Here is a 12,502-nt window from a genome sequence, read left to right on the forward strand (position 1 = left end):
CATAAGCTTCATCATAAACCCAAGTGATTCCTTCATCTTTACTGGTAAGATATATAGTTCCTGCCACACCGGTATCTTGATCAATTAACGAGATAGGGAACAGTCCTTCCTTTCTATTAAAGATAGGAGAAAGGGGATTTTTTTATATTTATCAAACTTTTCTGGAATTTAATAAGCTCTGAAAATGAAAAAGGTCTATAAAATCGCTTATTAAGCAATTTTATAGACCTTTTTAGTATACCGGTGAGAGGAATGGAACCTATCGATATTTATTTTGAACGCATCAATAGATATAGGAAGTAAGGCACACTCAGCATTGTTACAATAATTCCTGCGGGAATATCTGACTTAAAGCTGACCGTTCGAGCAATCGTATCCGCTACAAGCAGCAATAGCGCACCAATAAGCGCTGAAGTAGGTAGAAGCACTTTGTAGTCGTGACCTACCAGCTTGCGAGCCACATGCGGACTAATCAATCCAATAAAGAAGATCGAGCCCCCGAGCGCTACACAGCCAGAAGCTATGCCTACAGCCGCAATCGCCAAGCGCAAAAATTTCTTCTTTACAGCGACTCCTAATCCTATCGAAATTTGGTTGCCTAGCACCAAGACGTTCAATGTCCTGAAATTAAAAAGAATATATACGAATAGCAGCAATACCCAAGGTGCCAACAAGCTGATATAAGACCACTTGTCCCCCCATAAATATCCTGCTTGCCAACGCTGCGCAAACTCATACTTCTGGTCATCAAGCTTTAAGGTCAGGAATAGCGACAGCGCACTAAACCCCATATTGATCGCAACACCAGTCAAGACAAGTCGTGTAGAAGAAATCATACGACGTTTTCTATAGGCTAGAACATAGATCAGAGCTGCTGCCAGCAGACCACCTAAGAATGCCATAGACGGCAGTAATAATGTTATAGCGGCGCCTTGAATGCTTACCGTTGAGATAATCAGCAACACCATAAGACCTGAACCTGAGCTAATACCAAGCATGCCGGGATCAGCCAGATCATTGCGCAGCAAAGCCTGCATAACTGCACCTGCCAGTGCCATCCCAAATCCAACAAGTATCGCTAATACGATCCGAGGAAGACGAAACTTATAAACAACGAGATTATGCTCCTCTGGACCTTGTCCAAGCAATACTTGAAATACTTCAAGTGGATTGAGGGACACCTTTCCCATATTAAGACTAAGAATAGCTCCTGCAATAAGCAGTATTAAAAGAGATAGAATCCATATTGTAGCCTTATGCGATTTAACAACATTCATTTGAAGGCTCTCCTCTCTTTGCTCGCAATTAGCAAGAAGAAAGGAACACCAATCATTGCAAAAATAATGCCCAGTGCTGTCTCTGCCGGACGATTAATCAGCCTTCCTGCGATATCCGCTACAACCATAAGTGCGCCGCCGTAAATGGCTGATGCCGGAATAATATAACGATAATCTACCCCTACAAAAAAACGCATAATATGCGGAATAATCAACCCTACAAAGCCGATTGGCCCTACAAGTGCAACAGCTACACCCGCTAGTAAAAGGACCGCAAGCGTAGCTATCATCTTAACGAGAACGATCCGTTGCCCGAAGCCTTTCGCAATCTCTTCCCCCAAGTTTAAAACAGTGATAGAGCGTGCAATGAATAGTGACAAAGCCAGTCCACCTAAGAACCAAGGTATAACTAGCCTAATTTCCACCCATGTTGCTCCAGCCACACTACCCGAAGTCCAATAAGCAAGGGCACGACCAATTCCATAGTTTAATGAGATAAATGACCCCACAGCTCCAAATAGCATTGTAATTGATATTCCAGCTAGCACCAGTCGTTGAGGTGTCATTCCTGAACGATTCAATGAAGCGGCAAGATACGTTAATCCTGCTCCAAGTCCTGCGCCAATAAAGCTAACCAGCAAGGTTGTTGTCTGCAGTTGCCCTGGAAGAAAAACCAGTGTAACGGCCATTGCAAGAGCTGCTCCTGCATTTACTCCCATTAATCCGGAATCTGCTAAGGGATTTCGCGTATAGCCCTGCATAACCGCTCCTGCTACCGCGAGACACATACCTGCAATAATATCAGCTGCTGTACGCGGAATTCGAAGGGCATGAATAATCTGATGCTCGGTCAGTTCAGGATCAAAATTAAAAATCGCTGTCCATGCCATTTTCAGGCTCATGGAAGCAGAGCCAAATGAGATAGAAGCTGCTACTGAAAGTAGCAGCAGCAGTATCCCTAGGAGTAGAAACAGACCGAAATACGATTTCCCTCTTAAATCAGGGATAACGGTTGTTCTATCATCTAGCTTTCTATTTTTTTTCATACGCTGACACTAGCTTCTCAACTACAAAATCTAGCTGCTTATCAAGAGAGTAGATATCGGAATAATATGAAAAATCAAACCCGATTTCGATCAATCTACCTTCTTTGATTGCTGGAATGCTGTTCCAAATTGGATTGTCTGACAAATCATCAGCCCCATCCCATACAGAGCGGAACACGAAGTCTCCTATATACTCAGGTAACACCTCTAAGGAAACAAACCCTCCAGTAGCCTTCTCTCTGCCATCAATCTTTTTCTGAAGAATCTCTGGTGCTTTTAGCCCTAAATATTCATAAATGATCTGAGAGCCCCTTCCATAAAGCTTGCTATCGATCACCGCCATCTCTTTTTTGCCGCCTTCGATAATGGTTACTGTCTTATCCAAAATTCCAAGTTCATCAAGCTGCTGCTTGCTCTTCTCCAACTTCTCGTGGAAATTATCTAATAGAGCTTGTGCCTCCTGCTCCTTGCCAAATACCTCGCCAATCTTCATTACACGTTCATCCGTCGCCATTTTTTCATAAGGAATTGGAACGGTCGGTGCAATATCCTTAAGGATTTCGTAAGTTTCTTCAGAAGCAGCTATGATCAAGTCCGGCTTTACTGCCATAATAGCCTCTGGATTAGGCTCATACCATGAACCTAGATCTTCAATCCCCCCAAGCTCTTCTGCAAAGGCCGCTCCTTCAAAGACACTCGAAGTCCCTACTGGCTTAATGCCGAGGGCCACAAGATCCCCTTGAAGGTATAACACGACAACCCTCTTTGGATTAGCTGGAACAACAATATCTCCCTTTATTGTAGAGATAGTTCTTGTCTGAGTCTCCTTATTGGCATTGTCAGCTGCAGTTGAATTATTTGCTGGTGATGATGTAACTTCAGAAGCTTTGGATCCATTAGAATTTGTGACATTAGAACCAACACTTGCAGATCCACATGCACTTAATAGCAAGGTAAAGCTAAGCAGCATCGCTACAATAAAACTTGACGTCTTTGTTAATCTCATAGGTGAAGACCCTCCGGTTATTTCATTATGGTAATAGTAATGATAATGATTATCATACTCAATAACATTATATCGGGAGGATATGTGCTCGCCAATGGAGAATTTGGCGGTGGTAAATGGACGATTGTCCGATGAGCTCACCTGCCTGCTTTCCTTGCGGAACCGGATGGGAGATTGACCATTGTATTTACTGAACATGCGACTGAAGTAATATACATCGTTATATCCAACTTCTTCTGCAATATCGCGAAGTGGAGCATCGGTACATCGTAATAGCTCTTCTGCATGTTTAAGCCGGAATCGTATCAAATATTCAATCAAGCTAAACCCTGTCTCCCCTTTAAAGCGGGTTGATAAATGACGAGGGCTATAATTAAATTGCTCCGCTATAGATTCTAGTGATAAATTATGACGATAATGCTCCTCAATATAACGGACAACCTGCCCAATGACATCCGGTTGCCTGAGGTTAATTCCATCCTTTGTAAACTGCTTTAATAATTCATGTATAAACTGATAGAACAAGCCTTTAACTTGAATTCTTTCCAATTGGCTTCCTTGTGCCCAAAGTTGTTCCATTGCCATTAGTTGATAGTGCAGTGGTAATGGCTCCAAAGACTCGAAGCTATACTGCATCCGAAATGGATTGCTGCGTTCTAAAAGTCTTGCTAAATCCTTTCTTCCTGGCAAGGAGGCTCTATAGAATAATAAATAGTACTCAAACAACTTCCCTGTCTCTATACTTAGTCTCATGCCCTTGCCACCATGCACAATAAAGTGACGGTCTGCCTCGTAATCTATGCCGTTGAGATTCAAGCTGGCCGTACCCCGCACACAGTAGATAAATCCACATGCTGGTAATACATAGCCTTGCAGCTTGTCCCCAGGCTTCATCACAGCATGTCGAATATCAAGTACTTTAACAGCGGCATAATTCCATGCGAAAATATGATCTTCCAGCCTCATCTTTGCAATACACTCCGATCTGCTCCACAATCTATTTGAATTAATTATATTTCACAATAAATGATAATGATTATCAATTAGTATTAGGTAGTTCCTCTATTTTGTCAATCGCTGTTTAGTATCATGATTGCTTATAGCTTTCGAAATGGAGCTTCCTCAGGAATGCCTCTATCTCATTCACATATCCGCTTACATTAATCTTCCTCAGTACAACTAAGTACAATTTCTTATTCACACTTGAAGGATGTATCAAAAGTTTTCCGGCACAGGCATGAACGGAATTGTAAAAAAACAAACAAAAAAGTTCATCAGATATAGTATCTAATGAACTTTGAGTTGATTTAGTTGGTACCGGTGAGAGGACTCGAACCTCCACGGTTTCCCTCTCGATTTTGAGTCGCTCATGCTATCGGGAAGATAGCAGAAACTAAGTCAAAGAAAAGGAATCTAAAGCCCGCGAAAATCCTTGTAAGATCAAGTTTTTTGCGGGTTCTTTCGTTAGATTTAAACGCCGCAAGGCTTCCGAGAATCTTCTCAAATAGTAGTCGCTTTTGCACAAATGAGAGAACTCGGAGAGAACTATAACAGATCAGCCCGCTCCCTATCATTGACAGATAATATCGAAGCTTTGGCTTCAGGGAGGGGAATTGATATGAGAAAAACAACATTAAACACTATCGCTAATCAAAAAGGCAGTACAGGTAAAACCACCACCGCTTATAACCTGGCTTACGCCTTATATAATGAAGGAAAAAAGATATTACTGATTGATTTTGATCCTCAAGGGAATCTAACGATGTACTTTGGTATCGAACAACCTGATAAACTCCCTTACTCTATGTTCAACATCAAGAACGCGATGATGACGGACGAACCGCTTCCATCGCCCGATGAGTGCATTCATTCTCAAGGTAACATTGACCTGATTCCTAGCAACACTTGGCTTACTCAATATCAATGCTTTGGTAGCACTCAACTGCTCAGATCATTGTGAAGGTAAAGAAGCGAATCAATCCACATATTCGCATTGAGGGCGACTTGATGACCAGGTGCGACACCCGTACCAATTTATATAATGAAACCATTCGTCTAGTGAAAGTGTGGTGTATCATAGAAGTCAGTCGTCCGGCAAGTTTATTTTGATCAATGAAAATGGACTCTAGACTCCAAAGCGAGGAAAACTGTCGGCCTGTCTTTTACGTTATTCAAAAATAATTAAGTCATCTATCTCCCCTAACGCAAAATACAAGAATCCTTTGAATTTATCAATCGTAACATTCCGTAAAATATCAGCAAAATCTTCATAATCTTTTATTACTTGAAAATTATTAAAGTAAACTTTATTCAATATCTCTGCTTCGCATTCACTTCGACTTATTGGACTAAATCTATTACTGTATACATTTATCCTTAACTCCTCTTTTAACTCGTGGAAATTTACACTTTCAAGCATGAAATTTATTATCTGTTCCACATCTATGGTTATCTTATTTGGAGTCTCGTAAATATCATTGCTGCTCGTTAATTCAAATATATAGTAAATTCTAGTAGAGTCCTCATTACTAAAAAATATAATTTCAAATTTACAGTTATTTTTGACACCATAAGCTTTATCTAATAATTTGCAAATACTTATCAAGTACAATTCATTGAGAATCGTTTGTTCTTTGTTAAAAATCTTAGAAAAATAAGTACTAGAAAGTGCAACTTTTTTATCACTATTACAAAATAATTTAAATATTTGTACATCTATATATAAATTAGATGCTATCCGTTCCAGTTCTTTGTCATGGAATTCTTGCTTTTCCACACAACCTCTTCGCTTTGTTTTTTGAGGCAAGTCAGAAATAACAAACTCATTTTTTTCATGATTAAAAATGAAATATCTTAAATTTCCTGCTACATAAATACTACTTAAAGTCTCAAATAATTGGTCAACGTTCAAACTTTTTACGTCCTCAAGTAGGCCTATTGGTCGAGAAACAATATCTTTATTTAAAAAATGAATCATTACATTGATCTTTGCCACCTCATTGTGTTTCGATAGTATTTCTTCCTCGACCTCTCTAATGGCCATTAACATTAAGTCATAATATTCATTTTTATTATCTAATATCCTCCCCACATAGTTTTCAAATTCAAAGATAAGGTTTAAACCTACTTGGTACTTCGCATTGCTCCAACTATATAAGCAATAGCAGTAACTTGTTTGTCCTCTCAAATTACTTTCTTTCTCTGTGAAAAAATCTTTGAGCATCGCCAGTATAACAAAGTGCTCTAGAACGTGAGCTAAACCGTTGTTGCTAATACCATCTTTTTCTGATCCAGCTTCGCATAAAATAAAAAATGAATACATCATCTACCTTCTTTCCGAACTTCACTTCATTTTTTTATCCTTGATGTGTTTTAACTTTATGCGTAATGCTCAATCTAAGAAGTAAACCTCATTTTATTAATCCATCTTGGCAAAAATAGTAGGAGTATAAATAAAACTGCAACAGTAATGGAAGGAACGGCAATAATTCTAGAAATACCTCCATAGGGTTCAAAACTTGTGTAATAGCTATTGAACTTGGCTATCTGCATGGGCAGAAAATTGCCCACATAATGTTTCAGAAAGAATACCTCGCTCATCTGAATGGCGTAAGATATGGCTATGGTGAATAGTAACAGGGCGTAGCCAGTATAAATCTGTGTGACTAATACGCTGATCAATAAAGTAATCCCTGTCATCAGTGAGATTGCCACATATCCAATAACCAGGTTGATTAAAAACTGCTCGAAATAATTCACCGCAACCATTGATAAAAAAAATTGTGGACTACTTTGTATAGGCAAATCCGCTCCTTGTAAACCGTACATAAAGAATATAGGCGTAATGTAAATCGCTACCGCCGTCAGATAAAGCAATAAAGAGAGCTGGAAGGCGTTGATAATCCGTATCCTACTCAGCTTACGTTTTCCAAACCTCGTGGATTTGACCAGTCCGTCCACGCCCAAGGTCTCGTCTTCATTAAAAATTGGGACCAGTAGAATGGAAATGAGAACCAGGACAATAAAAACACACTGGCTCATCCCTGAGTTAACGTTCTTCCATCCCTCGGCATAACCCATCCGGATAGGTTCGGAGAGAGAAGCCGCTGCAAAATTCCCGTTGCTGATTCCTTCCCTAGAACTCCCCGCTTCCTTCTGTGCACTTTTGATGATGTCTGCCCTGTCCTGATAAAATTGTTCTGCTGAGACATCCCGTATTCCAGTCCAGTTCCAGCCATACACTTGGATAAGCATATCCAAGGCTGGCAAATCTGCAACATCCGCTTTATTCCTGTCTTCTGGTAGGCTAAGTTCTCTGTATTTTTCCAAAATTTTATTAATCTCAACTTCATCCAATACCTCCGGTTGATAGAAATACCGGTATTCCGTCCCATCTGTTACCTCATATCTTGCCTGATTTAAATAACCTGTTTTGATGGTGTCTAAGTTGTAAAAGGTAAGTATCAGAAACAATGCCAACAAAAAACCGAATATGTTTATGTTTAGGATTTTACTTCTGTTTACTTTTGATAAATAGCTCATGATTTCACCTACCTTCCTCTACTGTAAATAATATCTTCTCATCCATATAGAGATACCGATTCGAGATAAGAGAATGTACACAGTACCCAGAAACAGGGCGACAAAAACATAAGGAAATACAGTATTACCCACAAAATATAATTTCTCTATGCCTATAAGATTATTGATAAAGTTCTGAGGCATGAAGACCATCACTTTTTCAGTCAGCGCCCCCCTCCCCATCTGATAAGTATTTACGAGATAAAAATAAATCAGTGAAAGTGCTAATACCAGTTTCCCTCTTTTAAAAACCACGGACAAAAACAGGATAAGATGCGTCACGACAAGTGTGGAAAAGTATCCCATGGAAATATAGAGTAACCCCTCTTGAAGCTGATTCATAGAATAAAATGTAACTGTTCCGATTTGAACCGAAGAGTCCCAGCCGTGCAGCGTATACACTGCGGTAATAAACAGCAGTATGATCGCAATATACACAAAATAGGCTATCGTAGAAAACACACAAGCGGCACCAAGCTTGTAGCTGAGCAGCCTCCTCCTGCTCTCCTTGGTGGATAAGGTCACCTTGTCAATTCCTTTGCTGCTGTTTTTGGAGAATCCCTCGCATAGGATAAAGGCCAAGAACATAAAGAAAAGGTAGATCGTATTTAATAAACCTATTTTCAGGTACTCCCAGCCACTATCGTATTTGAATAAAAATGGGGTGGGTACTTTTTGCATTTTCTGGGATATGATTTCGATTTGTTTCTCTGTATAAGGAAATAGATTTTGTTCAGTGGATAAATATTCGGTAAAACTGCCCTTCCAATCTACATAAAAATTGGAGAGTTGCTCATCCGTTAAATTTAAGCTGTTATCGAGAACACGGTACTTTATATATGGAAAGTTCAGTTCCCAGTTCAGCGCATCGTGAGGAAAAGTTAATCTTTTTCCCAACTTGCGATCTGTATCTACTTCGCCTTCAATATAAGGTTTGTCCACGCTGTTTTCGTAGTTTTGTTTCATTTGTAATAAATAATCCGTCGTCATCGTGCCCTCAACCGTGCGCTCCCTTAAAATTTTCCAGCCTCCAAGACCGCTATGTATGGTTCCCTCATCATCCAAGACATCTATACTCTTGGCGGTTTGAATCCAGGGGATCAGAATAATAGTGAGAAAGAGTAGGCTGATAATTACTGTATTTTTATTTAATATTTTTTTCAGTTCTAATGGAATGAAATTACGCATGGCTCCCACTCCCTAAGTAGATGTAGTAATCTTCCAGCGTGGGCTCGCATACGATTGCGCCTGATTCCTTTTCTCCCAAGTAACGGACATTAACAACGTTTTCTTCCTGCCGGATCCGTACGATCAGGTGCTCCTTTTTAAAGGAGGCCAGTCGCTCTCTGTCCATCTCCTCAGTAAATACTTTTCCTTTAATCCCGGATAACATCTTTTGCACATTACCTTGCTCTTTAATTTTCCCCTGATTTAGGATGATCACATTGGTGGTAATTGCTTCGATATCCGAAATAATGTGGGTAGAAAACAAGATGATCTTGTCCTGTCCCATTTCGCTTATGATGTTTGAAAAACGGATTCGCTCATGGGGGTCAAGCCCAGCGGTGGGCTCGTCAAAAATTAATATCTTCGGATCGTTAATAATGGCTTGGGCAATGCCCACCCGCCTTTTCATCCCTCCGGAAAAGGTTTTGACCTTTTTATTAGCAACATTCTCCAGGTTGACAAACTGTAATACCTCTGGAACTTTGTGCTTCAGTTCTTTTTTTGACAACCCCTTCAGTGCTCCCATATATTCCAGATATTCTGTTGCTGTAAACGCGGAATAAACCTCGAAGTCCTGGGGAATATATCCCACAAGATTCCGGTAGTCGTCGTTCATATGGAAGATATCCTTGCCGTTAAAGGTAACCTTACCACTAGTTTGATGGTCAATTGCCACAAGAATTCTCATCAAGGTGCTTTTCCCTGCCCCATTATCTCCCAAAAGCCCATACACACCTTCAGGCAATGTAAAATTTAGTTCACTGATTGCCCGTTTCATTCCAAATGTTCTTGTTAAATTCTCCGCTTTAATTTCCATCGCTAATTTCCTCTCTCAATTGATATACGTCTCCTTCCGAGAGAACTTGCCATTCTTCTCCCGTAGACTTTCTACCTAACAGGAGGTTGGTATATTCTCCGTCCAGCTTTTTCACTTCCCATGCGAACAGATTTTCATTTTCGAATCCTGCTATGATACCTGTTTTTTCTTCCTTGTATAGAATATTTTGGATTCTCGGATCATCAGTGTTTCCCCTAGTGCCATTGTCCGCTGGTTCGGGAAACCGATCTGAATTTTCTCTCATGTATGCATCAACTGTTTTGTAGATGCCTGTTATATCCTCGATAGAAAGAGATGGAACTTCTATTGTTGGCCTAATTGAAGACTCTTTTCTTCCTTGCTCCCGATAAGTTCTTTCATTTTTTTTCCTCCCTTCATCAAGACGTTTGTCCAAAGCAATATCCTCAAAAGTCCTTTTATCATCTAGCGTTGCATCCTTTGGAGATTCCTCATTGCCCGGATTCTTATTCTCTGACTTTACATCCTTCGGATTATTATCTAAGGTAATTAAATCCTCTGAGATGGTTTTATCATCCTGTATGCTTGCATATTCTGAGTAGCTGCTTTGATTTTGGAAGTAGAGGCTTCCTCCAATCAAAATGGTTATAGTTAATACAAACATTAAGATTTTTTTCACTAAGACACCTCCATTTTTAATATGTAATTCTACATTTTATCGTTTATTTCAACTGACTTAATTTTCCGTATAAATTTAAAGTATCCCTAATCTGAGCCTGATCTGGATGACTAATGTCCTTTAATGGCGCCCCCATGACGATGATTATATACTCACGGTTATTCACTAACCCAAGTGTTGCCCAACATTGTCCAGCAGCAGATGTAGTTCCCGATTTACCTCCAATAATTTTGAAGCCGATTTGCTGATCTTCATTAAGGTACTTCAGTACCGTCGATTCTAACTGAATCCCTTCTGGATGGTCTGTTGTTGATGTCGTCAGGTATGTCTCTTGAGTAAACATCTTTTTAAAATCCTCGTTCGCTAATGCATAATCCAAAAGCTTTCCCACGTCTGAAGCGGTTGTATACTGATTGTCATCATGAAGGCCCTCAGGACTAGTGAAATGTGTACCATTTAAGCTGAATTCAGCGGCTTTATCATTCATCATCAAAACAAAATTTTCCACACTTCCCGCAACATGGACAGCTAAAGTGTTTGCCGCTTCACCACCAGAAGTGAGAAGCGTCCCATATAACAAGTCTTGGTAGGTAACCTCCTCATCTTCGCGAAATCCGGCCATAGAAGAGTTACTTGCAAGAAGCTCACCGAACGTTCTCCGGTCTACCGGCGCGATTACAGATAAGTCATCAACATGCTCAAGGGTGACAATTGCGGTCATAATTTTTGTCAGTGAAGCAGGATAAACCTTGGCTCCCGCACTTTCTTCGTAAATGGCTTGATCAGACTCTCTGTCATAGACATAAATATATGGACTGGCATAAGTGTTCTGTCCAAAGAATGGCAAGACCTTTTGTGAATCTAAATTCAGTTTACTTGCTGTTCCTATTAGCACTCCGAGAAGAACAATTGTGAATACTGATATTCTTACTAACTTGGGTTTCCTGTTCTTTAGCTTGCTACGTTCACCTTTCTCCATTTCCATTTTCTCCCTATTCTTCTTGGTACAAAGTATAGATTCAATACCTTAAAAATCTAGGTGTGTAGATCTTAAATTTTTCTTAAATAAATGGTTTGTGCTTTACTATTCTTCTCTACTTCATTAGTATCCAGCCGTACACGAACTTCAACCGAGCGTTATATATAAAATGTTTCAAATAAATAGTGACATCAAAAAAATATCATCTAAATATTTTACTGCAATGTTGGTATTGCCTAACGTTGATTCTTTCTTTGTAAATCACTCATATATCCCTTAATATGCTCCAATAACAAACCAGTAAATTTTAAGAATAAAAAAATATGATGTCACTATTTTAAGATTGATATATTGCAATTTAGCAATTATAATAAACACAACCTACTATATGAAAGGTGAATGAAATGAAAAAACTGCCTAGAATCAGTCAAAAAGAACAAGATGTGTTATTGGTTTTTTGGCGAGATGGCGGAAATTTAACCGCATCAGCCATCGCAGATAAAGGGGATGGATTGGGTATTAATACCGTTCAAGCAGCGGTTCGGAATTTATTGAAAAAGGAATATATTGAAATTTCTGACATTGTATATAGTGGCACCGTACTAACAAGAAGTTATAAGCCTGTTATAAGTGCAGAACAATATGCTGCATATCAGTTGCAAATTTTAAAAATAAATGCTAAGAATTTTTCAGTATCGAACTTTGTAGAACATTTTAAAGAAAATAATGAGTTAGATTGTTTAAAAGAATTGAAGTAGTTATATAAATCCAAGTTTAATCTCACCGTAGTTAAAGATAAAATTCATATAGGACGAGTATGAAAACTGAAAAATTAAGTATGTCAAGCATTTTGTTGATATATTATATAGACATCTGTTTATTCCTTCTTCGAGAATTACAACAATACAGGA

Annotated in this window: 11 protein-coding genes; 2 read left to right on the forward strand and 9 right to left on the reverse strand. The window is 39.2% G+C overall.

The window, feature by feature from the left end; all coding sequences use genetic code 11:
• Positions 1-269: 269 nt before the first annotated feature.
• From MHH46_RS25155 to MHH46_RS25165, 3 genes are read right to left on the reverse strand one after another with little or no spacing between them, the layout of a single operon-like run.
• Positions 270-1,277 carry an iron ABC transporter permease gene (locus MHH46_RS25155; RefSeq protein ID WP_076130413.1) on the reverse strand — a complete coding sequence of 336 codons (1,008 nt, stop codon included), beginning with the start codon at positions 1,275-1,277 and terminating at the stop codon, positions 270-272.
• The gene (locus MHH46_RS25160) at positions 1,274-2,323 is read right to left on the reverse strand and encodes an iron ABC transporter permease (RefSeq protein WP_080742574.1); all 1,050 of its coding nucleotides are present in this window, start codon (positions 2,321-2,323) and stop codon (positions 1,274-1,276) included. The genes MHH46_RS25155 and MHH46_RS25160 overlap by 4 nt, the downstream gene beginning before the upstream one ends.
• A complete protein-coding gene (locus MHH46_RS25165) occupies positions 2,310-4,295 on the reverse strand; it encodes an AraC family transcriptional regulator (RefSeq protein ID WP_076130414.1) in 1,986 nt (661 codons plus the stop codon). The genes MHH46_RS25160 and MHH46_RS25165 overlap by 14 nt, the downstream gene beginning before the upstream one ends.
• Positions 4,296-4,947: 652 nt before the next feature.
• Between MHH46_RS25165 and MHH46_RS25170 the strand changes: the two genes are divergently transcribed.
• Complete coding sequence (locus tag MHH46_RS25170; protein ID WP_076130415.1) at positions 4,948-5,289, forward strand: ParA family protein; 342 nt, start codon at positions 4,948-4,950, stop codon at positions 5,287-5,289.
• Positions 5,290-5,496: 207 nt separating this feature from the next.
• On the opposite strand, the gene MHH46_RS25175 is transcribed toward MHH46_RS25170, so the two are convergent.
• From MHH46_RS25175 to MHH46_RS25200, 6 genes are all read right to left on the reverse strand, one after another.
• Entirely contained in the window at positions 5,497-6,651 is a 1,155-nt protein-coding gene (locus tag MHH46_RS25175; RefSeq protein ID WP_036687478.1) for a hypothetical protein, read from the reverse strand.
• Between the two features lie 74 nt (positions 6,652-6,725).
• Positions 6,726-7,808, reverse strand: coding sequence for a hypothetical protein (locus MHH46_RS25180; protein ID WP_339188213.1), 1,083 nt, complete (start codon positions 7,806-7,808; stop codon positions 6,726-6,728).
• A gap of 81 nt (positions 7,809-7,889) precedes the next feature.
• The gene (locus MHH46_RS25185) at positions 7,890-9,098 is read right to left on the reverse strand and encodes an ABC transporter permease (protein ID WP_036687475.1); all 1,209 of its coding nucleotides are present in this window, start codon (positions 9,096-9,098) and stop codon (positions 7,890-7,892) included.
• Entirely contained in the window at positions 9,091-9,954 is an 864-nt protein-coding gene (locus MHH46_RS25190) for an ABC transporter ATP-binding protein (RefSeq protein WP_036687473.1), read from the reverse strand. Before MHH46_RS25190 ends, MHH46_RS25185 begins: the two co-directional genes overlap by 8 nt.
• Entirely contained in the window at positions 9,944-10,612 is a 669-nt protein-coding gene (locus tag MHH46_RS25195; RefSeq protein WP_036687472.1) for a hypothetical protein, read from the reverse strand. Before MHH46_RS25195 ends, MHH46_RS25190 begins: the two co-directional genes overlap by 11 nt.
• 43 nt (positions 10,613-10,655) lie before the next feature.
• On the reverse strand, positions 10,656-11,591 hold the full coding sequence (locus tag MHH46_RS25200) for a D-alanyl-D-alanine carboxypeptidase family protein (protein ID WP_036687470.1): 936 nt from the start codon (positions 11,589-11,591) through the stop codon (positions 10,656-10,658).
• A 404-nt stretch (positions 11,592-11,995) separates the two neighbouring features.
• On the opposite strand from MHH46_RS25200, the gene MHH46_RS25205 reads away from it, so the two are divergent.
• On the forward strand, positions 11,996-12,349 hold the full coding sequence (locus tag MHH46_RS25205) for a BlaI/MecI/CopY family transcriptional regulator (RefSeq protein ID WP_051491512.1): 354 nt from the start codon (positions 11,996-11,998) through the stop codon (positions 12,347-12,349).
• Positions 12,350-12,502 lie beyond the last annotated feature (153 nt).

The sequence above is a fragment of the Paenibacillus sp. FSL H8-0175 genome, assembly GCF_045040615.1.
GTDB classification, from domain to species: Bacteria; Bacillota; Bacilli; order Paenibacillales; family Paenibacillaceae; genus Paenibacillus_AQ; species Paenibacillus_AQ odorifer.

Coding starts and splice junctions, on each gene's coding strand:
- MHH46_RS25170 (WP_076130415.1), top strand. CDS start 4,948: ATGAGAAAAACAACATTAAACACTATCGCTAATCAAAAAGGCAGTACA.
- MHH46_RS25175 (WP_036687478.1), bottom strand. CDS start 6,651: ATGTATTCATTTTTTATTTTATGCGAAGCTGGATCAGAAAAAGATGGT.
- MHH46_RS25160 (WP_080742574.1), bottom strand. CDS start 2,323: ATGAAAAAAAATAGAAAGCTAGATGATAGAACAACCGTTATCCCTGAT.
- MHH46_RS25200 (WP_036687470.1), bottom strand. CDS start 11,591: ATGGAGAAAGGTGAACGTAGCAAGCTAAAGAACAGGAAACCCAAGTTA.
- MHH46_RS25205 (WP_051491512.1), top strand. CDS start 11,996: ATGAAAAAACTGCCTAGAATCAGTCAAAAAGAACAAGATGTGTTATTG.
- MHH46_RS25185 (WP_036687475.1), bottom strand. CDS start 9,098: ATGCGTAATTTCATTCCATTAGAACTGAAAAAAATATTAAATAAAAAT.
- MHH46_RS25165 (WP_076130414.1), bottom strand. CDS start 4,295: ATGAGGCTGGAAGATCATATTTTCGCATGGAATTATGCCGCTGTTAAA.
- MHH46_RS25155 (WP_076130413.1), bottom strand. CDS start 1,277: ATGAATGTTGTTAAATCGCATAAGGCTACAATATGGATTCTATCTCTT.
- MHH46_RS25190 (WP_036687473.1), bottom strand. CDS start 9,954: ATGGAAATTAAAGCGGAGAATTTAACAAGAACATTTGGAATGAAACGG.